Source organism: Mesorhizobium sp. WSM4828 (genome assembly GCF_055811175.1).
In genome coordinates this window covers 102,205-123,877 of the sequence record NZ_JBVVQK010000018.1, presented here as the reverse complement: position 1 = coordinate 123,877, position 21,673 = coordinate 102,205, and the positions used below count along the sequence as shown (strand labels likewise).

Genomic DNA, 21,673 nt, shown 5'->3' with positions numbered 1-21,673 from the left:
TTGTCACGCGAACGCGTTCGAACAGGCCGCTGTCAGCGAGCCCACCACCAAATGGTCTTGATCGAACGCATATTCATGGCGAAATCCATAGCCGCGAAAAGCGGTATGCGCAACAGGTTTGAAAGTCTGTGGGGTGGCTGCCGCTTTCGCAACCCATGGCACATGGCCAAGACCGGCAGTCCTGCCTAGACTCTGCATCACACAGCAAGAAGACGGGAAGATATCAAATGACCGAGCAGATCGACCGCGCACGGACGTTCCATTCCCTCCATGTCAAGGGAAACCCGATTGTCCTCTACAATGCCTGGGATCCAGGCTCCGCCAAGATCATCGAGAAAGCAGGGGCCAGGGCCATCGCCACCGGAAGCTGGCCGGTCGCGGCTGCTTTCGGATTCGCCGATGGCGAGAAGATCCCGTTGGAACTCGCGCTCGAAAACATCAAACGCATCGTTGCGGCGGTGGATGTGCCGGTAACCATGGACCTCGAGGGGGGTTACGGGGTCGCTCCGGAGGTTGTCGCCCGCAGCGTGGCGCTCGCCGTGCAGGCTGGGGCCGTCGGCTTTAATTTCGAGGATCAGATTGTCGGCGGCAGTGGGCTGCACGACATCGCCAAACAGGTGAGGCGGATCGAAGCCGCCGCAGCGGCGGTGAAGGCGTCGGGTATTCCGGCCTTCATTAACACCCGAACCGACATTTTCCTGAAGGCTAAACCGAATGCGCACGACAGGGCTCTTCTCGATCAGGCGATCGAGCGGGCGCACGCCTACGAAAGGGCCGGAGCGCATGGCTTCTTTGCGCCGGGGCTTGCCGATGAAGGCCTGATCGAGGCGCTCTGCGAGGCAACGGCATTGCCGGTCAACATCATTGCCCTGGCGCATGTGCCGCCGCGCCAGAGGCTTGCCGAACTCGGCGTCGCCCGCGTGAGCCATGGTCCGGTGCCGTACCGGCAGATGGCCGAATGGCTGGAGGCCAAGGCACGACAGGCGATTTCGGGCTAGCCTGGCGGGTGCGTCAGTCCTCCAGCGTCCCCGACCTTGCATCGGCGCTCGTCCTGTCGCCGACCAGCTTCAAGAGGTCTTCGCCGGCGCGGATGATGCGCCGGGAACGCCGTGTCAGGATGAGGCCCGCCTGCGGCGCCAACACTTCCGTGCGGCCGTCGGGCTCGCCGGGCGCGTGGACGATGGTGGCAAGGCGCGCACCCTTGGTGACGCGGTCGCCCGGCTTCACGTCGAAGAGGATCGCGCCCGAGTGGGGCGCCGGCATCATCTCGATGTTTTCGATAGGTGCGACGAGCCCAACGAAGCTGCCAGGCGCGGGCAGCGCCTGATCCCGGATGACGCCGCGCGCCACCAGCAGCCGGTAGAGCCCTTCGGCATCGGCGCCGGCCAGGGCGCCGTCGACATCGAGTATGCCGCGATATTCGACGGTGGTGGCGACGCGTCGATCCAGGCGCGCCACGCCGGCGGGAACGTTCTGGTATGGCATGATCGAGGCGCCTTCGAAGGTGCCGTCGGGATCTTCGTCCCACAGCATCACCGCGTCGACGCCCATGGCCGCCGCACAGTCCGCCATCGCCGGCCACAGGCTGGTGTGGACGTAGAGATAGGCGAGGCCTTCATCGTCGCAATGCAGGTCGAGCACGATGTCGTGGCCGATGGAGAGCTGCAGCAGCCGCGTCTTCAGCCGCTGGTCGACCGTGCCGTGCGCCGGCAGGAGCGAGAGGTCGGGCGCGGCGAGCCGCGGAAAGCCACGGTTGAAATTGGTGCGCGTGCCCAGATGGAAGCGGCCCTGATGGTCGCCGTAGAGATATTGCGCCCGGCCGATCGGATTGGCCCAGGGCACGATGGTCATGTTGCCGGTGATGCGGCCTTCGGCTTCCGCCTTGCCAAGCATCGGCATCAGCGCGTCGAGGGCAACGACGCCCGGCAATTCGCCGGCATGAAGTGCCGCCTGCAGATAGGCGGAAGGCGCCGTCTGGTCCGTTCCGGTGAAGCGGAAGACGGGGAATTCGTAGGAAACGCCTTCGCTGTCGCCGGCGATGCGTTCGATGGATTTCTGCATGGGATGCCTCCGGGAGAAGAGGCGGAACACATGCCCTTTTGCCCCTGGGCTGTCGATTGGTCCAGCCGGCGCTGCTATGGGCGCACGATTCTACCCTGCGCTCACACCAGCGGCTTGAGTTCCTGGGCGATGGTCGGCAGAAGCTCCGAGACGTTCGGGTGGATGTGCACGGCGCGCGCCAGCGTGCTGACCGGCGCCTTGGCATACATCAGGTCGAGCACGCAGTGCACCGCTTCGTCGCCGCCCGGGCCGAGCACCGAACAGCCGAGGATCTCCCTGGTGTCGGCATCGACCAGGATCTTCATGAAACCTTGCGTCTCACCTTTTTCGACGGCACGGCTGACACGGGTCATTGGCCGCTGGCCGACCAGGGCGCGGCGGCCGGATTTCCTAACCGCGGCTTCGGTCATGCCGCAGCGGCCGAGTGGTGGGTCGATATAGAGCGCGTAGGCCTCGATGCGGTCGCTGACCTTGCGCGGATCGTTGTCGAGCAGGTTGGCGGCGACGATCTCGTAGTCGTTGTAGGAGGTGTGGGTGAAGGCGCCCTTGCCGTTGCAGTCGCCCATCGCCCAGATGCCGGGCACGCTGGTGCGCAACTGGTCGTCGACGACGATGAAGCCGCGTTTGTCGACCTCGACGCCGGCTTTGTCGAGGCCGAGATCATCGGTGTTTGGCGTGCGGCCGAGCGCCAGCAGCACATGCGAGCCGACCGCAGCTGCCTTGCCTGGCGAGAACGTCACGGCGATTTCGTTGCCTCGCCTGGCGAAGCGGATGTCGTCAGCGCCGAGATGGACGGCAATGGCTTCGTTTTCGAGGATCGACAAAATGGCGCCCGAGACATCCTCGTCCTCGCGGCCGATCAGGCGCGGGCTTTTTTCGATGACTGTGACTTCGGAACCGAAGCGACGGAACATCTGCGCGAATTCGAGCGAGACATAGCTGCCGCCGACAACGATGAGATGGCGCGGCAGCACGTCGAGATCCATCATCGACGAGTTGGTGAGGTAGGATACGTCGTTGACACCGGGCAGGTCGGGCACCGAGGCGCGGCCACCGGTGTTGAGGAATATCCTTTCGGCGCTCAGCAGATCGTCGCCGACGCGCACCGCATTGGCGCTCACGAAACGCGCATGGCCGCGATAGAGCGTGCATTTGTCCATGCCGGCAATCCAGTCTTCGAGATTGCCGCGTGCGTCGTTGGAGACCTTGTCCTTGCGCGCCTTGATCGCCTTGTAGTTGACGCCGACGGGACCGGAGAGCGTCACCCCGTAATCCGCTGCGGAGCGGGCGAGATGCGCGGCATAGGCGCTTGCTACCATCGTTTTGGTCGGCGTGCAGCCGGTGTTGACGCAAGTGCCGCCGACCAGCTTTCGCTCGATCAGCGCCACGCTCATGCCGGCCGCATTCAGCCGGCCGGCGAGCGGTGGGCCGGCCTGCCCGGCACCGACGATGATGGCGTCGAATGCCTTTGCCGTCATGCCACTGCCGCCACGATCAGAAGCCCGCCGACGATCGCCACCGCGTCCTCGATGAAGGCGGCGGGCGGGTCCTTGCCGAAGGCGGTGGCCAGGCGTTTGCGCGCCTCGGCGCCGCCCAGCGTGCCGATCACCGCGCCGATGGCGCCGGCGATCAGGCCGCCGATGATGGCGCCACCGGTGGCGCCGATCACCGCGCCGGTGAAAGCGCCCAGGACGATGCGCGTGCCGAATTGCTGCGGCACCTTGCGGCTCGGCGTCGATGGCAGCTGGTCGGTGACCAGCTCGGCGATGGCCAGGATGGTGAAGATGCCGACGGCGATCCAGTGGCCCATGAAGCTCGCCCAGGTGCCGGCGACCGGCAGCCAGCCAAGCCAGGCGCCCCAGGCGACCGCTGCGGGCGCGGTCATAGCGCGAAGCCCGGCAACGATGCCGATCAGGAGTGCAAGAATGTACAGCATGATCGATCCCCTCGATGGCCGGCTTGGGACAGGTCCGAGAAGGCAAGCTACCATAGGTCGGGTATTTGACCAGAGGTGGTGTCGCCGCCGGTGCTGCTTTGGCAAAGTTGAAACTGGAGTTGCGGCCATGACGGGGAGCGAACGCACGAAAATGGCGGCGGGCGAGTGGTATTGCTGCCTCGATCCGGAACTGGAGGCGCTGCGCATCACGGCGCGCGACGCGATGTTCGAGCACAACAGCCTGCCACCCCGGCAGCGTGGCGATATCGGGCCTGGATTGCGGGCGCTGCTCGGCGCTGCGGGCGAGGGCGCCCGGATCGAAGCGCCGTTCCACTGCGCCTATGGCTTCAACATCTTTCTCGGCGACCGCGTCTTCCTCAATGCCGGCTGCACCATTCTCGATACGGCGCCAGTGCGCATCGGCAAGGGAACGCTGCTCGGCCCCAATGTGCAGATCTATTGCGCCGAGCACCACAAGGAGGCCGCCGGACGACGGGCAGGGCTGGAGATGGCCAGGCCGGTCGAGATCGGCGACAATGCCTGGATCGGCGGAAGTGCCATCATCCTCGGCGGGGTCAGGATCGGCGATGGCGCTATCGTCGGCGCCGGTGCCGTGGTGACGCGCGACGTGGCGGCGAACACCACGGTTGTCGGCAATCCGGCACGGATAATCAGGAACGGCTGAGCACCGCGCTTCTGTCGCCGGTCATGTCCTCGTTTTGATGGACATGGCGGCTGTGTTCACTTGGCCGGAGGTGGATGCAACCGTGTGTCGAGCGCAAACGCCTCCTGGGTCTTCATGGCGTATGCCCCTCTGGCGAGGCTCGCGTCGAAGATCAGGTTCCAGCTGTGCTGCGATACGGCGCTCGGAATCACCACGAACCGGTGCCGTTGCAGAAGATCGTCGCCAAACGCCTGTTGCCCGGAGCTCGGAATGCCCGGGCGCAACCAATTGGGGTTGGGCACGGTGGCGGGGTCGACAATATGCACATCCGCGACATCGCTGACGATTGCTGCCGTCATGACATGCGCAATCGTGTCGAGCGCCCTGAAGCCCTTATGGACCGCAACTTCGAGGATCGCGGTCGACGGATCGATCGAGCAGTAGACGGCGCGCACGCCCTTGCTGTTCCAGCGTCCGCCCACCCTGTATGCGCCCTCGCCACTATCCCATGTAGGCGCAAACACGGCTTGATCGAGGCGCCATCCGATAAGCTCGGAGCCACCCAGCGCCGCCGGCAGCGGCGTCATGCATAAACGCCATATTCAAGCCGTTCGAGATAATCTTCTACAAGCTCGATCCCCGCCGGCGTTGCCAGAAGGTCGATTGGACGACGCTGGTCGAGCCCGATCGCCGGGCGCTCCAGCCATTGCTCTGCTTCCGCCTGCGAACCGAACACGTCGGTAGCTTTCGACAGGATCTCCGCGAACTTCCAGGTTCGTCCGCTCTGGTCCTGACTGAGAGGCTTGGAAGGAGCATCCTTGCGGCGCTGATAGGTGCGCAGGCTCATGCCGACGGCCTTCTCCAGCGAATCGGTCTTCTGGATGAAGACGAGTTGCCCGATAAGATGGTCCAGCGCTGAAGCCGGCAGGCCGTGCAGAAGCAGCTCGTGGGCATCCAAAGCGCTGCTGAGGCGCCTTGCCAGAACGCGGCTGCCGCCGAGCAATCTGGCCACCTTCTGCAGTTCATTGCTGCCTGCCTTTGTTGCGGTCTTCTCAAATGCCATTGCCATGGCTTGCTCCCTATGTCATCTGTCGCTTAATATATGACACATGACGCAACCTCTTTCAACGAGCGAGAAAGACAGCATGCGGATCGCCGCAGGTTTCACTTCGGCGAGTGCATTGAAAACCTATCCAGATCGACACTCCTCGAGAATTCGCGCCGGTACTGCGCCGGCGAAGTTCTGAGGCGCGCCGCGAAATGCTGGCGCAGCGAGGTGGCGCTGCCGAAGCCGGCCTCGAAGGCAACCGTGTCCATCGATTTTTCAGTTGCTTCCAGCAGCCGCTGCGCCAGCTGGACGCGCTGGTCGGTCAGCCAGTCACCGAAACTGGTGCCGATCGTTTTCTGGAAACGGCGCGTGAACGTCCGGCGGGTGAGGCCGGCGTGACCGGCAACGCTGTCCAGACTGTGCGGCTCACCCAGGGTTTTGCGCACCGTTTCGAGAGCTTGGGTAAAGCGGTCCGCATTGCCCGTCCTGGCGATGGGACGTTCGATGAATTGCGCCTGCCCGCCCTGCCTGTGCGGAGAGAGCACGATCTGCCGGGCAAGGCGAAGTGCCGCCTCTGCACCGTAACGAGCCCGTACGACGTGCAGGCAGCAGTCGAGCCCGGCGGCGACGCCGGCGGATGTCACGACGTCGCCATTGTCGATGTAGAGCACTTCCGGTTCGACGAGAATGTCGGGATAGAGTTCCTGCAGCTGATCCGCGTAGGCCCAGTGCGTCGCCGCTCGCCGCCCCGAAAGCAGTCCGGTCGCCGCGACAGCGAACGTTCCCAGGCACAGTCCGACGATCAGCGCGCCGCGCCGATGCGCGCCAAGCAACGCGTCGATCAATGCCGCTGGAGGTGAGCTCCCGAGATCCTTCCAGCTTGGCACGATGACGATGTCGGCGTCATCGAGCGCGGAAAGCCCGTGCGGGACGCTGATGGTCAGCCCGGCATCGGTGCGGATCGGCCCGTCCTCAATCGCGCAGACCCGGAAGTCGAAGCGCGGCAGGCCGAGCGTCGTGCGATCCGCGCCGAACACGAGACACGGCACGGAGAGATGAAACGGGCTGATGCCATCGAAGGCGATGGCGGCAACGGCAGGATCGGTCATGGAAGCACCAACAGGGGTAACAAGCAATTGTCCCAATTCTTTCGAATAATGTCAATTGGGACACTTTTTGCAATTCCATGCCGAACTTATCATCCACCCATAAATGTCCAACGGGAAAGGAAAACCCCATGTCGCAACCAGCCAAAGGCAAAGCTCCACGCCGCGCCCTCATCGTTATCGATGTTCAGAACGACTATGACGGCGGCAACCTCGCCATCCAGCATCCGCCCTTCCGCGACAGCGTCGTCAATGTAGCGCGAGCGATGGACGCGGCCACCGAGGCAGGCGTCAAGGTGGTGGTCATCAAACAGTTGGCGCCGGAAACCTCACCGGTCTTCGCCAAGGGCAGCCATGGCGCCGAGTTGCACCCGGAAATCGCCAGGCGAAACCGCGACCACTACATCGAAAAGAACCTTCCCAGCGCCTTCACCGGCACAGACCTCGAGGAGTGGCTGCGCGACAACTCGATCGAGACGATCACGGTCATTGGCTACATGACGCATAATTGCGACCTGTCGACGGTCGTCCACGCCGTGCATATGGGCTTTGAGGTGGAGTTCCTGTCGGACGCAACCGGGTCATTGCCCTACGCCAACAGCGCCGGGTACGCTTCGGGGGAGGAAATCCATCGCGTCGTGACGATCGTCCTGCAGTCGCGCTTCGCGGCGGTTCTCAAGACCGCCGAGTGGATCGATTGCCTGAAAACCGGCGTGGTTCCCCAGCACGACACACCCTATGCCTCCAACCAGCGCGCGCTGGCGCGAAGCGCGGCATAGGGACGAGATCATCGCGAAGACGCAAAAAGGGCGCCGCAGCGTTGCGGCGCCCTTTGCCGTTCGAGCGTTGATTATCCCTAGAACAGGCCTTCGATCTGGCCCATTTCGTTCAGGAAGATCTTTTCCGAAGATGGCGCTTTGGGCAGGCCGGGCATTGTCATCACCTCGCCGCAGATGATGACGACGAAGCCGGCGCCGGCAGACAGCCTGACCTCGCGCACCGGCACGGTGTGGCCCGTCGGCGCGCCGCGCAGATTCGGATCGGTGGAGAAGGAATATTGCGTCTTGGCCATGCAGACCGGCAAATGACCGTAGCCGGCGTGCTCCCAGGCGTGGAGCTGGTCGCGCACCGATTTGTCGGCGATCGCTTCGGAACCGCGATAGATGCGCTGGACGATGGTGTTGATCTTCTCGAACAGCGGCATGGCGTCGGGATAGAGCGGGGCAAATTGCGACGCGCCGGATTCGGCCAATGCCACGACTCTTTTGGCCAGTTCCTCGATGCCGGCCGATCCCTGAGCCCAGTGCTTGCACAGGATCGCCTCTTCGCCCATCGAGGCGACATAGTCCTTCATCGCCTGGATCTCGGCCTCGGTGTCGGAGTAGAAGTGGTTGATGGCGACCACAGCCGGCACACCGAACTGGCGGATGTTCTCGATATGGCGGCCGAGATTGGCGCAGCCCTTCTTGACCGCCTCGACGTTCTCCTTGCCTAGGTCCTCCTTCTTGACGCCGCCATTCATCTTCATGGCGCGAACCGTGGCGACGATGACCGCCGCTGCCGGCCTAAGGCCGGCCTTGCGGCATTTGATGTCGAAGAACTTTTCGGCACCGAGATCGGCGCCGAAACCGGCTTCGGTGACGACGTAATCGGCAAGCTTCAGCGCCGTCGTGGTGGCAACGACGGAGTTGCAGCCATGTGCGATGTTGGCGAAGGGGCCGCCATGGACGAAAGCCGGGTTGTTCTCCAGCGTCTGCACGAGATTGGGCTGCATGGCGTCCTTCAAGAGTACGGCCATCGCGCCGTCGGCCTTGAGGTCGCGGGCATAGACGGCCGACTTGTCGCGGCGATAGGCGACGATGATGTCGCCGAGGCGCTTTTCCAGGTCCTTCAGGTCGGTCGACAGGCACAGGATGGCCATGACTTCCGAGGCGACTGTGATGTCGAAACCGGCCTCGCGCGGGAAACCGTTGGCGACGCCGCCGAGCGAACAGATGATCTCGCGCAGCGACCGGTCGTTCATGTCCATGACGCGGCGCCAGACGACACGGCGGGTGTCGATGCCGAGCTCGTTGCCCCAATAGATGTGGTTGTCGATCAGCGCCGACAGCAAGTTATGCGCGGTGGTGATGGCATGGAAATCGCCGGTGAAGTGGAGGTTCATGTCCTCCATCGGCACGACCTGCGCGTAGCCGCCGCCGGCGGCACCGCCCTTGACGCCGAAATTCGGTCCGAGCGAAGCCTCGCGGATGCAGACGATGGCCTTCTTGCCGATGCGGTTGAGGCCATCGCCCAAGCCCACCGTCGTCGTCGTCTTGCCTTCGCCGGCCGGTGTCGGGTTGATGGCGGTGACGAGGATCAGCTTGCCGTCCTTGTTGCCCTTCACGGACTTGATGAACTCGGCCGAGATCTTCGCCTTGTCGTGGCCGTAGGGCAGAAGATGTTCGCTCGGAATGCCGATCTTTTGGCCGATCTCCTGGATCTGCTTCTTCCTGGCGCCGCGCGCGATCTCGATGTCGGACTTCACTTCGGCCATGACGGCTTCCCTCTGGATTGGACGGATTTGACTAGTGTGGTCGCAAGAACAGCCCGGCATTGCAGGCGCGAGCATGTTCTACCCCTGTCGCTGCCGCGGCGTCAACTTTCATGCAACTATGTTTCCTGCGAAGAAAATACCTCTGCCGCCGGCCGCTCTGCTACAGGTTCTTTTTTGCGCCGGTTGCAGCGCCGTATAGAAGCCAGAGCAGGCGCGGTTCCGCCGTCTCAAAACAGCCGCCTAATACGCGAAAAGCGACAGAAGCAACGGCGCAAATTCACCAGCGCCGGCTGTGCGGAACGATCCGCTACTGGGTCAGCACGTTGCTGATCTCGACCATGTTCGAGCGCACCCTGAGTATGTAAAAGCCCATCGTCGTCAGATGTGTCGGCAACAGCCAGCCGTCCTCGCGGCCATTGGCGATGATGAAGGGCTGGATGCGCAGCGCCGAGACGAATTGCGCGTCCATCGTATCCCACAGGTTCTGCAGGTGCTTTTCCTTGATGACGTCCTCGAAGTCGGCCTGTGCGCCTTTCATCAGCCCGTAATAGGCATAGAGCTGGCCATAGGCGAACCAGAAGCGGTCGTCGGCGCGGGTGTCGAACCAGCCATTATTGTGGTTTTCGGCACGCTCCTTGAGGATCGCCGAGGTCGAGCCGATATCGGACGAGATGCGGTCGATATACTGCTTGAGATTGTCGGCGCGGGCATCGAACGTCGCCTGGCAGGCTGCGAGGCGGGCGTTGAAGGAACGCAGCTTGCGAACCGCGTCGCGATAGTAGCTCGGCGTCGGCGTCTTGGGGCCGAACGGATTCAAGCCGAAATACCAGGTTTCCTCATCGAACTGCAGATTGCCGCGGGCGTCCTGCAGGTCGGCGTCGATCTGCGAGGTGGTGCGGACGCGGCCGAGATTATCGGCAAGCTCGGTCGCCGTGCGCCGCACCGCCTGGTTGATGCCGCGCTGGAACGAAGCCTTGTTGTCCATGAACGGCGTGTGGTCCCAGTCGATGCCGAACAGGCCGAGCTTGTAGAGGATCATCGACGACACCCAGGCATTCTGGTTGACGTTGAAGTCGGTCAGGTCGGCCGCAACCTGGGCAATGGCTGAATTTCCGCAGGTCTTGGCCGTGTCGGTGCCGGCGCCGGCGGAAACCTGTTCACCGGCGGAGCTGTTGCGTTTTTCGAACGTGTATTTGTCGACGTAATTCGGGTCGAAATTGTTCCACCACTGGGTGGCGTAGAAGAAATTGATATAGAGGCCGATCAGCACGAGCACAGCCAGGCCGAGCACCGCCTTCAGTATCCAGCCGCGTTGCGTGTACCAGCGCCCCGCCCACAGGAACGGCCACAGGATCGCACCGACGACCAAGCCGATGCCGCGGCCAATCCACTGGAAAATCCGGGTGAAGAAACTCACGATCGGATCAAGCATGGCGATATCACCCCCTCAGTCAGTCAAGCCGTAGAGGCGTGTGCGAAACGCCACCTTGTCCTTCAGATATGTGGTTTTCAGAACGTCCACAACATGCGATCTCCAGGCGTCGCTGAAGCCTTCATAATCCCTGTAGAAGCCCGGCTTGTTGAAGACGTAACGCGAGACGAAGTCCTGCGGCACGAAGTCCGAGATCAGCTGGTTGGTCAGCCAGGCGTCGGGATGGTCCGGCTTGGCGCGGATGACCAGGAAGCGCTGCTGCGGGAACACGTCCTCGATCTTGAGATGGCCGAGCTGGGCGATCTCGCGCTTGGCGGCGTTGAGGAAGGGAAAATTGCCGTCCCTGGTAATCAGATCGGTATGGCCGTGGATCCAGGTCTGCAGCCAGACCTTGTCGACGTCGGTCAGATTGCGCTCGGGATCGGCGTCGCGGATCAGCGCGCGCACCACCATTTCGGCGCGATGCTCGACATAACCGGAGGTTTCGATCCATGAGGCGCGCGGCAGCTCGATGCGGCCGGTCGAGGCGAGGAACTTGAATACCTTGTCGGCGTCGTGGATCGAAAGGTAACTCACCTGCCATGGTCGCGAGCGGCGGAAGCCCGGCGCCGCCGGGTCGCTGATCACCGTCGTCACGTCGGGATCGACAAACACATAGAGCCCGCCGAAATGGCTGGTCCAATAGGCGTTGTGGCGGAAGATCACCTGGTCCGGCACCAGCGCATTCTCGCGGATGTCGCCGCAGATCTTCGCCAGCTCGACCATGTGGGCCAGCATGGCGTTGTCACGCCAGGCATCCGGCTCCTGCTTCAGCCGGTCGACCAGCTTGCCGAGTTCGGCGGCCTTGCCGAGCACGTCCTCCGCCGACAGCACCTTGAATTCGACCTGGTTGATCGACAGCAGGTCCTCGATGTCGTCGACCTTGGGGACCGAATCCTCGATCTCGCCATAGATGACGTCCTTGATCGTCAGCGCATCGATGGCACGCTGGTTCTTGGACATGAATTCGTACATCAGCAGCGAGGTGTTGGAAAAAGCCGTGTGCACCACCGGCAGGTCGATCTGCGACGGCGTCAGGATGATGAAGCGGCGGTTGACCTCGTTCGGATCGAGGTAGCTGTAGTCGCCGCATTCCTCGGCGACCTGCGGCGAAAAGCCGGTGCGGTCGATCTCGAAGCTTTTCAATCTGGTCGGCCTCAAGCCGAACGCGACCATCGCCTTGTTGTAGCGCTGGATCAGATGCGGCTCGTCGATCGTCAGCAGCCGGCCGTAGATCAGCTCGTTGTCGCGCAACAGATCGGGCTTCTTGGCGGGGCTCATGCGCGTAGTCCCAACCGATCTTGCGCTGGGTGACCGAGCTCCAACGCTGACGCCCCCCTCTCCCCGTTCTTCACGGGGAGAGGGTAAGGGTGAGGGGCAGCGCAAACGGTCAAGGACATGTCTCTCCATAGCCTTTGGCGGCGACAAATCGAAGATCATGCGTTTCGATATGGCGTTCGAGGCGCCCTTCAATCGCAGCCACTACTGTTTCAAGGACGGCTTCCCGCTCCTTCAATACGTCTACATTCCAAAAGCGAAGGATGGACCAGCCATCGGAGACAATGAAGCGATCCCGGATTCGATCATATTGGCTGCCGACATGCTGACTGCCATCGACTTCGACGACGAGCTGGCAGTCTCTGCGGGCGAAATCGACGAAGTAAGAGCCTATCGGCAATTGCCGTACGAATTTATGGCCGTTCAGCCTGCGGTCGCGCAACTCCATCCAGAGCGCGGTTTCTGCATCGTTGTCGGATTGACGCAGGCGCCTTGCGCGCTTGGTTGTGTCTATTTCTGGCCCACGCATGCGCTGCCCCTCACCCTTACCCTCTCCCCGTGAAGAACGGGGAGAGGGGGGCGTCAGCGTTTGAGCCACGTCTTTCAGCGTTGCTGTGGGAGCTTATGCATCGCACCGGAAACAGTGTTATCCGGCGAGAAGGAAGATCACGCATTCCACAGCCCTTTCTTCTTCATCTCCTCGATCTCGCGCACGGCACGCTCCCGCAGGCGGGTGTCGCGGATCATCTTGGTCACCGCCGCATCGTCGGACTTGTCGGAGTAGCGGAATTCGGAATCCGCGTAGCGGTTGATCTCCTGCATGACCATATCCATCGAGAACGGCCCGCGCAGCTCCTCGATCATCGCTTTCTTGTCGTCGTAACCCTTGTGCATGAAGGCTTCCGGCTTTTCGAACCACTCGTCCGGCAATTCGATGTCCATGGCGCGCATCTTGATGGCGTCGGTGACGTTCTTGATGGCGCGGCCGGTAAAGCGCGGCTCGGCATCCTTGATCATATGCAGATAGGTGCCGATGTCGGCCATCGTCTTTGGCGCGCCGTTCTCCTTCATGTAGCGCTCATAGACCTTCATCAACCCGTCTTCCTGCGGCTTCTCATGCTCCTCGTAAGCTTCCATCACCGCGCGCTGGATCTCTTGCGCCGCATAAAGCTTGTGGTCGCCGAGCGGGATCTTGTGGTTCTTGCCGGCGAGCAGGACGAAGATGTCAATGTAGTCGTCGCGGCTCTGCGGGCCGTCGACCAGCCAGCGGGCGCCGGCGCGCTGCCGTAGCGCGTCGTCGACGTTTTCGGGATAGTTGGAAAACATGCCGAACGAGCAGTTGCCGCGCACCACGGTCGCCGCACCTCCAAAGGCGTCCATAAGCACGCCGGTGATTTCCTGCTGGCCGGCGGAGGCGCGGTCGTCTGAGCGGCGTGCGGCGACCTGGTCGATATCGTCGATGGTGCCGAAGCCGATGACGCGTGGGTTCAGCACATTGTTGATGAACTGGCGGCAGTTCTGGCCGGACTTGCCCTGGTAGGACGAGATCTGGTCGACGCCGAAATTCTCGTAGGCGAAGGGATAGCCGGCGACCTGGCAATAACCATTGAGAAGGCCGGCGATCATCTGGATCAACGTTGTCTTGCCGGTGCCGGGCGCGCCATCGCCGATAAAGGTGAACAGGAAGCCGCCGAGCTCGACGAATGGGTTCAGCTCACGCTCGAAATCGTACGCCATCAGCATCTTGGCAAGCTTGACCGACTGGTATTTGGCGATGTGGTTGCCGACGACCTCTTCCGGTTTTTTGAAGGTCATCACCAGCGGCTTTGCCCGCTTACCCGGCGCGACGTCGAAACCGTCAAGGATGAAATCGTCGACGTCGATGCGGATATGCGCGTTCTCGAACGGGCCGATGCCGTCGAAGCGGCTCTTTCGCGCCAACAGCCCGTCGATGGCGACGCGGGCAAAGGCGCGGGCGCGGGTCATCAGGTCGGCATCGTCCTTCGAACCTGCTATCGCCCTGTCGAGCCCGGCTACGATCGACTTCATCGCATCCTGTGGCGTGTCGAACAGAAAGTCCGGCTCGGGCGTGTCGTTCGGCGCCTCGCCGTCGCTGTCGATCAGCTGGAACAGATAGGAGGCAAGGCTGAAGGCGGAGATGTAGGCAGAGGCCGACAGCAGCTTCTTGAAGGTGGCAGCTTCATCGCCTTCGAGCGGCGCGCGGGCATTTTTCGCCTGCAGGCTTTCGAGGTCCGAGCCCTCGGCGAAGACATCCGATATGGCCAGCGCTATCGCTGTGCCGCGCCGGGCGCGAAACAACAACGTGTGCTGCGGGATGGTCAGCAACTGGTCGTCGGAATGGACGGCGGCGACGGTTTTGGCGAGCTCGACCTCATGTGTGCGGCGAACCGAGCCGACCGAGACGGTGGAGACGAAGCGGCGGTTGGTACCGGCAAGCGCGGTGCCGGACTCGCGCGATGGGTCTTCCAGCACGACGATGCGAGTGATGAAACTTTGCGCAGTGGCACGGTGCTTTTCAATTGCCGCTTCCGGGATGGTGGTCAGGCCGGTGTCCATGGAGGATGCTCCGCGATTTGACGGTCAGACGTCGCTGATGACCTGCCCTTTGGACAGGATGTGGACCTTGTAGCCGGAAAAGATCTTCTGCGCCTCGCCGGCGGCATAGAGCGCCTGATAAGCCTCGTGCGGGATCAGCGCATGGTTCTCATAGCTCGACACGCCTTGCCGCGCGGCCTCGAGATCGTCGGTATTGATGAAGAATTCCTGCGTCGTCTTTTCGCTCGAAAACAGCCCCTTGCGGCCTGGCTTTTCGGCCTTGGAAAAGACCTCCTGGATGGTCCAGGTCAGCAGCCAGGCGTTTTCCGGCTTGCGCACCTTGGCCAGCACTTCGCTCACCGTCGAATTGTTGTCGGTAATCCCTGCAGAATAGAACGGGCCGAGCACGACGCGACGCAGCTGCTTGGGATGCAGCGGCTCGAAATCCTTGTCGAGGTTGACCGCGATGGTCGCCGGCGACAGCGCGTAGGCGGAATTCTTCTCGGTGAAATCGTCGAAACGGTGGGCAAGCTCGGGATTGAGCAAGCCGTCGACCGGCAGCGGAATGTCGACCCTCTCATTAAGTTTGCCACTGGAGTCGACAAGCTGCCGGATCATGTCGTCCGAGGAATCCTCGACCGTCACCATATAGACAAGCGGCAGGTTGGCGCTGCCGTCGAAGCAGGCCCAGTGGACCAGATAATAGGGCCGCAACGTCTTCGGATTGACCGACACCTTGACCGTCTGGGCCAGGGTGAACGGGCCGAAGGGGGTCTCGCTCTTGACGTCCTCGAGGTAAAGCCGCTCGGCCATCGACTTCTGCAGCGCTTCGGGGAATTCCTTGTGGCGCAGGATGAAGTCCGCCATTTCCTCGCGCAGCTCGTCGGCCAGCGGGAGATTGGCGAGGCGCGCATCAGCCTGGAGCCGGTCGTTTTCCAGCTCCAGCAGGTTCTGGAAGACCGGGAAACCGCTTTCGGCGCGCGAGATGCGGAACGTCTCGGTGAAGCCCAGCCGGTTGCGCCAGCACGAGAACGACTTGTCGAGCCGCGCAATATATTCGGCGACGACCTTGGCGACGATGCCGTGCCGGTAGAGCGGCGAGCGATCGTCGCGCATGAACACTTCGAGGCCGCCAAGTGCCGCCGCGATCGCCGAGAAATAGCGCGCCGCGGCTTCGTTTTCGGGGGTCATGCTGCCAGCCCTTGGAAGCAGTGCACGTGCAGCAATTACGACTGAACGTAATTTGCCGAATTGTGCTTCTTCATCACATCGTCGAAGCGGCGGGCGAAGGCATCGTCGGCGAGCTTCTTGCGGCGCTGGATGTCGGCGGTGGCGACCATGTTCTTCTCATGCATTTCAAGCAGATCGCCGATGTGCTTTTGCGAGGCGGCACCGATGCCGGCCATGGTCTCTTCGGCGGTGTTGTCGACCTGGCTGCCCAGCGTGTTGATCTTGTGGGCGACATCCTGCTGGGCGGCGGTCTTCAGCGAATCTTCCAGCGCCTTGTACAGTACGATGCGCTGCTCGGTATCGATGGTCAGTTTGTTGATCAGCGTCGATTGCGCCGCGATCTGGTTGTTGAGCGAATCGACGAAGGTCTGGAACATCGAGGTATAGCGCTCCAGCGTCTGGCTTTCGGCCAGCAATTCCTGCTCCTTGGCTTGCTTCTCGTTGTATTCCGTGGCCAGTTTCGAGCGTTCGCCTTCAAGCTGCGTGCGCTCCTTCTGGCTGGTCGAGGCGGCGATCTTGTTCTCGATGTCGAGCAGCATCGGGTTGAGTTCCTCGATGCGCTTCTGCACGGTCTCGAGATTGGACATGGTGGTCTTGCGGCGCTCGATCACCTGCGACAGGCTGGCCTCGGAGGTCTTGTAGCGGGTGTCGAGAACCTGCTTCTGCGCCTTGAGGATGCCGACGATGGTGTCGGATTTCGCCAGCAGCTCCTGCAAATTGCCGGCCAGCGACATGTTGCGGACGCGGTCGGTGCGCAGGCGCTGCTTGCGCTGGCTGGAGAAGACACCGACGAAATTTTCCCAGCCGGTGTAGTTCTTCATGCTCTCGAATTCGGCGCCGAAGACGTTGGTGGCGTCCTCGAGGCCGATGATCAGGTCGGCAATATTGCCTTCCATCACCTTCTGCTGCTTCAGCACATCCTCGATGCGGGCATTCTCGATATCGAAATTGGCGTCCCCGATCTTCTTGTCGGCGGTGGCGAGCGTGTCGAGCACGGTACCGGACTGCTCGATCTTGGTGCGCATGTCCTCCACGACCTGCTTGGTCTTGGCAATCTCGGCATCGAAATTCTGCAATGTCGCCATTGGGGCCTCCCGCTTCGGCATCGGTTTCGTTTCGCAAACCGCCGCGAATATATGTGCCGGGTTTGGCGAATGAAAGACGGAAGACATGGGATTACAGGAAAACAAAAGAATTTCAGGAGGCCGACCGCAGGATAGTCAGGCAATGATTACGGTGTAACTGCCGTCCGGTCAGACACCGCTTCAACCATGCTCGGGAGCGACGCTCAGGGCTTGGGATCGGCCTTGAGGTAGGCGATGACGTTGGCGATGTCGTCGTCGCTGGTCAGGCCGGAGAAGGCCATTTTGTTGCCGGGGACCTTCTGCCGCGGCGCGCGCAGGTATTCGGCAAGGTTTGCTTCGTCCCAGACCAGGCCGGTGGCGCCGGCGTCCTTCATCCCCTGCGAGTAGCGGCCGAGATAGCTGTCCGCGGTGCCGGCGGTGCGGCCGACGACACCCAGCAGATGCGGGCCGACCTTGTCGCGGTCGCTCGTTGCCTCGTGACAGGCCATGCATCTGTTGAAGACTTTCTTGCCGAGAGCAGCATCGCCGTCGGCATGCGCGGCAAGAGCGCCGGCGATGAGGAAAGCAGCGGCAGACGAAATGGCTCGAAGCATGAGAACTCCCCGACGGCTCTGGCTGCGGATCAAAATAGGCGGCACGCTTAACAAACGCCGCATGATGGCGGAAACGATTGCTGTTTCAAGCTGTTCGGCGTGCGCCAAGTCAAGGCCGGATGAAACAAATAGCGCTGGTCAGGTTTTGGTGAAGCCGATGAAATCGTCGGGCACGGCGCGGCCCATTTCTTCTTCCCAATGGCGGCGGCAGAGCGAGACATAGACATCCTTGCCGATCGCCACCTGTTCGCCCTGTTTCGCCACCTTGCCGTCGGCGCCGAGGCGCACCACCATCGTCGCCTTGCGGCCGCAACGGCAGATGGTGCGCACCTCGCGCAGGTCGTCGGCGATCGCCAGCAGGGCGCGCGAGCCGGAAAACAGCTTGCCCTGGAAATCGGTGCGCAGGCCGTAGCACATGACAGGGATGTTGAGCCGGTCGGCGATGCGGGCGAGTTGCCAGACTTGCTCCTCTTCCAGGAATTGCGCCTCGTCGACGAAGACGCAATGGACCGTGGCGTGGTCGTGATGCTCGGCGACCCGGGCAAACAGATCGTCGCCGTCCCGGAACATCTCGGCTTCCGTCTCCAGGCCAATGCGCGACGAGATCAGCCCGGTATCGCCCTTGCGGTAGTGGCCGGCGATGAACAGCATCGTCGTCATGCCGCGCTCGCGGTAATTGTACGAGGCCTGCAACAGCATCGTCGTCTTGCCGGCATTCATCGTCGCATAATGGAAGTACAGCTTGGCCATGCCGTCCTTTTAAGCCGAGTTGCAACAAAGCGGGGAGGGGGAGAGCCTACATTCCACCGGGAAAAGGCGACTTCCATCCGGAAAGCGGCGGGCGTGTCGCTGATCGGCCAGCCCGCGCCGTTGTTCGTGATTGCCTTAGTGCTTGAAACCGCAGCAGAATGATGTTTGGCTGACGTGACAAGGCGGAGATAAAACCGTCGCTTCACTTCACCGAGAACTGAAATGGGAGAATTTTCATGTCGCGTATGAGTTCATTCGTCGCCGGCCTCGGCCTGGCGGCTTTTCTATCCACGACTGGGGCATTTGCCGGCGATCCGGAAAGCTGCAAGACGGTGCGGCTGTCCGATGTCGGCTGGACCGACATCCAGGCGACCACCGGCGTCGCCTCGGTGCTGCTCACGGCGCTCGGCTACGAGCCGCAGGTGATCCAGCTTTCGGTGCCGGTGACCTATGCGTCCCTGAAGAACAAAGACCTCGACGTGTTTCTTGGAAACTGGATGCCGTCGATGACCAACGACATCAAGGACTACACCGCCGAAGGCTCGGTCGAGACCGTCAGCGAAAACCTCAGCGGTGCCGGCTACGGCATCGTGGTCCCGACCTATGTCGCCGATGCCGGTGTCAAGACGCTGACCGATCTCGGCAAGTTCAAGGACAAGTTCGACGGCAAGATCTACGGTATCGAGGCCGGCAATGACGGCAACCGCATCATCCTCGATATGATCAAGGATCCGAAGACCAATCTCGAAGGCTTCGAACTGGTCGAATCTTCCGAGGCCGGCATGCTCACCCAGGCCGAGCAGTCGATGAAGAACAATGAATGGATCGCCTTCCTCGGCTGGACGCCGCATCCGGTGATGGGCGCCATGAAGATCACCTATCTCGAGGGGATGGGCGATAGCGGCTTTGGCGCTGCCACCGTGCATACCAATGTGCGCAAGGGCTACATGAGCGAATGCCCCAATGCCGGCAAGTTCATCGCCAACCTGAAGTTCAACCTGGACATGGAAGGCGAGATGATGGACGCGATCCTGAAGGGCGGCGACGCCAATACGGTCGCCACCGACTGGTTGAAGAAGCACCCGGACGCGGTCGCTCCCTGGATCGCCGGCATCACCACCTTCGACGGCGGCGATGCGGCGGCAGCGGTGAAAACAGCGCTCGGAAGCTGACCCGACCATCTGGCATGACGAGACAAGGGGCAGCCACGGTAGAAATGGCTGCCCTTTTTCATATCCTGTGACAAGATGACCGTCCGGCAAGGACGGCGCCGGCAGAAGAGGGGCTAGATGGATCCGATCTCCAAATTCCTGGTCAGCTACAAGATCCCCATTGGGGCGTGGGGGAAGGCGTTTTTCGGCTTTCTCACCGACAATTTCGACACCGTCTTCAGGGCTTTTTCCAACAGCCTCAACTTTCTGCTCGACGGCATCGTCGACGGACTGCTGTTGCTGCCGCCGGTTCTGCTGATCGCCCTGATCGCTTTGCTCGCCTATTTCCTGCAGCGTTCGAAAGGCCTGGCCCTCGCGGTGTTCATCGGATTGCTGTTCATTCTGAACCAGAACCTGTGGAAGCAGACGGTGGAGACGCTGGTGCTGGTCGTTGCCGCGGCCGCCGTCTCGATGGCTATCGGCGTGCCGCTCGGCATCTGGGCCGCGCACAAGCCGAAAGTCTATCGCGTCATGCTGCCGGTGCTCGACCTGATGCAGACGCTGCCGACCTTCGTCTACCTGATCCCGGTGCTGACCCTGTTCGGCCTCGGCAACGCGCCCGGCCTGATCGTCACCATCATCTTCGTCATTCCGACCTCGGTTCGGCTCACCCATCTCGGCGTCATCTCGGTGCCGAAATCGATCGTCGAGGCGGGTGAGGCGTTCGGCGCCACCAAGCGCCAGCTGCTGTGGAAGGTCGAGCTGCCTTCGGCGCTGCCGACCATCATGGCCGGGCTGACCCAGTCGATCATGCTGTCGCTGTCGATGGTGGTGTTCGCCGCGCTGATCGGCGCCGGCGGCCTCGGTACGGAAATCAACCGGGCGCTCGGGTCGCGCAGGATCGACCTCGGGCTTGAGGCAGGGTTGGCCATCGTCGTGCTCGCCATCGTGCTCGACCGGATGACGCGCATCGGCGTGGGAGGCAAGAAATGACCGTCGCCGTCGATTTCAGGAATGTCGACATCGTCTTCGGCGCCGACCAGGCAGGCTCGCTGGCGCTGATCGACAGTGGTGCCACCCGAGCCGAGATCCTCGAACAGACGGGCAACGTGCTGGGCTGCGCCGGCGCCAGCCTCACCGTGAACGAGGGCGAGATCTCGGTGCTGATGGGGCTTTCCGGCTCCGGCAAATCGACGCTGCTCAGAGCCGTCAACCGGCTGAACGTCGTCTCGCGCGGTCAGGTGCTGGTCAAGGACGGCGACGGTACGGTCGACGTCGTCACCTGCGACGAGGCGACGCTTCGTCGGCTGCGGCAGAAGCAGGTGGCGATGGTGTTCCAGCAGTTCGGCCTGCTGCCGTGGCGCACCGTGGAGGAGAATGTCGGCCTTGGCCTCGAGCTCGCCGGGGTACCCGAAGCCGAGCGCAAGGAGCGGGTGAACAGGCAGCTGAAGCTGGTCCATCTCGACCAGTGGTCGAAAAAGTATGCGCATGAGCTTTCCGGCGGCATGCAGCAGCGCGTCGGCCTGGCGCGCGCCTTTGCCACCGAGGCGCCGATCCTGTTGATGGACGAGCCGTTCTCGGCGCTCGATCCGCTGATCCGGACCAAGCTGCAGGACGAGTTGCTGCAGCTCCAGGCCGAGCTGAAGAAGACCATTATCTTCGTCAGCCACGACCTCGAGGAGGCGCTGAAGATCGGCACCCATATCACCATCATGGAGGGCGGGCGCATCGTGCAGACCGGTGCGCCGGAAGACATCGTGCTGCGGCCCGCCAACGACTATGTCCGCGACTTCATCGCCAATGTGAACCCGCTCTCGGTGCTGACCGCCTGGAACGTCATGCGCGACCGCCGCGACCTCGAGCACGGCGAGAACGGCTGGGTGTGGCTCGACCGGCGCAAGACGACGCGTTTCAAGATCGACGAACACGGGCTGGTGGCGGCGGCCGAGCGCGACGGCAAGCCGGCGGTATGGGTGTCCTGCGCCGATGTCGAAGCCCAGCCGGAGGAGACGGCGCAGGTATTCTGGGCCAATCCCGGCACGTCGCTGAAAACCGTGATGCTGGCCATGCATCGCTCGCAGACCGCACCGGTGGCGCTGTTCGACGACCAGTCACGCTTCGTCGGCGCCATCGGCGTCAGGGATGTGCTGAGCGCGGTGCTGCGAAGATAGTTTTTCTCCTTGGGAGAGAACCAAGACCAAACGTCGG

At 62.3% G+C, this 21,673-nt stretch carries 21 protein-coding genes; 6 read left to right on the top strand and 15 right to left on the bottom strand.

The genetic code is table 11. The features are described from left to right. Positions 1 to 227 precede the first annotated feature (227 nt). Positions 228 to 998 carry an isocitrate lyase/PEP mutase family protein gene (locus AC0L2X_RS20670; protein ID WP_473558957.1) on the top strand — a complete coding sequence of 257 codons (771 nt, stop codon included), beginning with the start codon at positions 228 to 230 and terminating at the stop codon, positions 996 to 998. A gap of 13 nt (positions 999 to 1,011) precedes the next feature. Here AC0L2X_RS20670 and AC0L2X_RS20665 read toward each other — a convergent pair whose 3' ends face one another. The 3 genes from AC0L2X_RS20665 to AC0L2X_RS20655 all read right to left on the bottom strand — a co-directional run bounded on the left by AC0L2X_RS20665 (position 1,012) and on the right by AC0L2X_RS20655 (position 3,997). Then, a complete protein-coding gene (locus AC0L2X_RS20665) occupies positions 1,012 to 2,061 on the bottom strand; it encodes a M14 family metallopeptidase (RefSeq protein WP_473558959.1) in 1,050 nt (349 codons plus the stop codon). A 101-nt stretch (positions 2,062 to 2,162) separates the two neighbouring features. Continuing rightward, positions 2,163 to 3,539, bottom strand: a complete 1,377-nt coding sequence (locus tag AC0L2X_RS20660; RefSeq protein ID WP_352488956.1) for an FAD-containing oxidoreductase — start codon at positions 3,537 to 3,539, stop codon at positions 2,163 to 2,165. Next, positions 3,536 to 3,997 (bottom strand): DUF4126 domain-containing protein, encoded by a 462-nt coding sequence (locus tag AC0L2X_RS20655; protein WP_352488957.1) that lies wholly within the window; start codon positions 3,995 to 3,997, stop codon positions 3,536 to 3,538. Before AC0L2X_RS20655 ends, AC0L2X_RS20660 begins: the two co-directional genes overlap by 4 nt. Positions 3,998 to 4,124: 127 nt before the next feature. Between AC0L2X_RS20655 and AC0L2X_RS20650 the strand changes: the two genes are divergently transcribed. Continuing rightward, on the top strand, positions 4,125 to 4,682 hold the full coding sequence (locus AC0L2X_RS20650) for a sugar O-acetyltransferase (protein ID WP_473558961.1): 558 nt from the start codon (positions 4,125 to 4,127) through the stop codon (positions 4,680 to 4,682). A 56-nt stretch (positions 4,683 to 4,738) separates the two neighbouring features. Here the strand turns inward: AC0L2X_RS20650 and AC0L2X_RS20645 are convergent, their stop codons facing one another. The 3 genes from AC0L2X_RS20645 to AC0L2X_RS20635 form a co-directional block, all read right to left on the bottom strand. After that, the gene (locus AC0L2X_RS20645) at positions 4,739 to 5,248 is read right to left on the bottom strand and encodes an RES family NAD+ phosphorylase (protein ID WP_352488960.1); all 510 of its coding nucleotides are present in this window, start codon (positions 5,246 to 5,248) and stop codon (positions 4,739 to 4,741) included. After that, positions 5,245 to 5,730, bottom strand: a complete 486-nt coding sequence (gene parS / locus AC0L2X_RS20640; RefSeq protein ID WP_473558963.1) for a type II RES/Xre toxin-antitoxin system antitoxin — start codon at positions 5,728 to 5,730, stop codon at positions 5,245 to 5,247. Before parS ends, AC0L2X_RS20645 begins: the two co-directional genes overlap by 4 nt. A 95-nt stretch (positions 5,731 to 5,825) precedes the next feature. Beyond that, complete coding sequence (locus AC0L2X_RS20635; RefSeq protein WP_473558965.1) at positions 5,826 to 6,818, bottom strand: helix-turn-helix domain-containing protein; 993 nt, start codon at positions 6,816 to 6,818, stop codon at positions 5,826 to 5,828. Between the two features lie 128 nt (positions 6,819 to 6,946). On the opposite strand from AC0L2X_RS20635, the gene AC0L2X_RS20630 reads away from it, so the two are divergent. Then, positions 6,947 to 7,594, top strand: a complete 648-nt coding sequence (locus tag AC0L2X_RS20630; RefSeq protein ID WP_473558967.1) for a cysteine hydrolase family protein — start codon at positions 6,947 to 6,949, stop codon at positions 7,592 to 7,594. A gap of 77 nt (positions 7,595 to 7,671) precedes the next feature. Here the strand turns inward: AC0L2X_RS20630 and AC0L2X_RS20625 are convergent, their stop codons facing one another. The 9 genes from AC0L2X_RS20625 to AC0L2X_RS20585 form a co-directional block, all read right to left on the bottom strand. Further along, on the bottom strand, positions 7,672 to 9,351 hold the full coding sequence (locus AC0L2X_RS20625) for a formate--tetrahydrofolate ligase (protein WP_352466802.1): 1,680 nt from the start codon (positions 9,349 to 9,351) through the stop codon (positions 7,672 to 7,674). A 307-nt stretch (positions 9,352 to 9,658) separates the two neighbouring features. Beyond that, a complete protein-coding gene (locus AC0L2X_RS20620; protein WP_473558969.1) occupies positions 9,659 to 10,783 on the bottom strand; it encodes a DUF2333 family protein in 1,125 nt (374 codons plus the stop codon). Between the two features lie 15 nt (positions 10,784 to 10,798). Next, positions 10,799 to 12,103 (bottom strand): DUF6638 family protein, encoded by a 1,305-nt coding sequence (locus AC0L2X_RS20615; protein ID WP_473600273.1) that lies wholly within the window; start codon positions 12,101 to 12,103, stop codon positions 10,799 to 10,801. Positions 12,104 to 12,212: 109 nt separating this feature from the next. Further along, on the bottom strand, positions 12,213 to 12,629 hold the full coding sequence (locus tag AC0L2X_RS20610) for an endonuclease domain-containing protein (RefSeq protein WP_473558972.1): 417 nt from the start codon (positions 12,627 to 12,629) through the stop codon (positions 12,213 to 12,215). A gap of 137 nt (positions 12,630 to 12,766) precedes the next feature. Further along, positions 12,767 to 14,677: an AAA family ATPase gene (locus AC0L2X_RS20605; RefSeq protein WP_473558974.1), complete on the bottom strand. Its 1,911-nt coding sequence runs from the start codon at positions 14,675 to 14,677 to the stop codon at positions 12,767 to 12,769. Positions 14,678 to 14,701: 24 nt separating this feature from the next. After that, a complete protein-coding gene (locus AC0L2X_RS20600) occupies positions 14,702 to 15,847 on the bottom strand; it encodes a hypothetical protein (protein ID WP_473558976.1) in 1,146 nt (381 codons plus the stop codon). A gap of 35 nt (positions 15,848 to 15,882) precedes the next feature. After that, positions 15,883 to 16,971, bottom strand: a complete 1,089-nt coding sequence (locus AC0L2X_RS20595; protein ID WP_352450536.1) for a hypothetical protein — start codon at positions 16,969 to 16,971, stop codon at positions 15,883 to 15,885. Between the two features lie 203 nt (positions 16,972 to 17,174). After that, positions 17,175 to 17,564 (bottom strand): c-type cytochrome, encoded by a 390-nt coding sequence (locus tag AC0L2X_RS20590; protein WP_473558978.1) that lies wholly within the window; start codon positions 17,562 to 17,564, stop codon positions 17,175 to 17,177. Between the two features lie 138 nt (positions 17,565 to 17,702). Further along, positions 17,703 to 18,314 (bottom strand): thymidine kinase, encoded by a 612-nt coding sequence (locus AC0L2X_RS20585; RefSeq protein WP_352466807.1) that lies wholly within the window; start codon positions 18,312 to 18,314, stop codon positions 17,703 to 17,705. A 236-nt stretch (positions 18,315 to 18,550) separates the two neighbouring features. Between AC0L2X_RS20585 and AC0L2X_RS20580 the strand changes: the two genes are divergently transcribed. From AC0L2X_RS20580 to choV, 3 genes are all read left to right on the top strand, one after another. After that, entirely contained in the window at positions 18,551 to 19,486 is a 936-nt protein-coding gene (locus AC0L2X_RS20580) for a choline ABC transporter substrate-binding protein (protein WP_473558980.1), read from the top strand. A gap of 117 nt (positions 19,487 to 19,603) precedes the next feature. After that, positions 19,604 to 20,458 (top strand): choline ABC transporter permease subunit, encoded by an 855-nt coding sequence (gene choW, locus AC0L2X_RS20575; protein ID WP_473558982.1) that lies wholly within the window; start codon positions 19,604 to 19,606, stop codon positions 20,456 to 20,458. After that, positions 20,455 to 21,636, top strand: coding sequence for a choline ABC transporter ATP-binding protein (gene choV / locus AC0L2X_RS20570; RefSeq protein WP_352466810.1), 1,182 nt, complete (start codon positions 20,455 to 20,457; stop codon positions 21,634 to 21,636). Before choW ends, choV begins: the two co-directional genes overlap by 4 nt. Positions 21,637 to 21,673 lie beyond the last annotated feature (37 nt).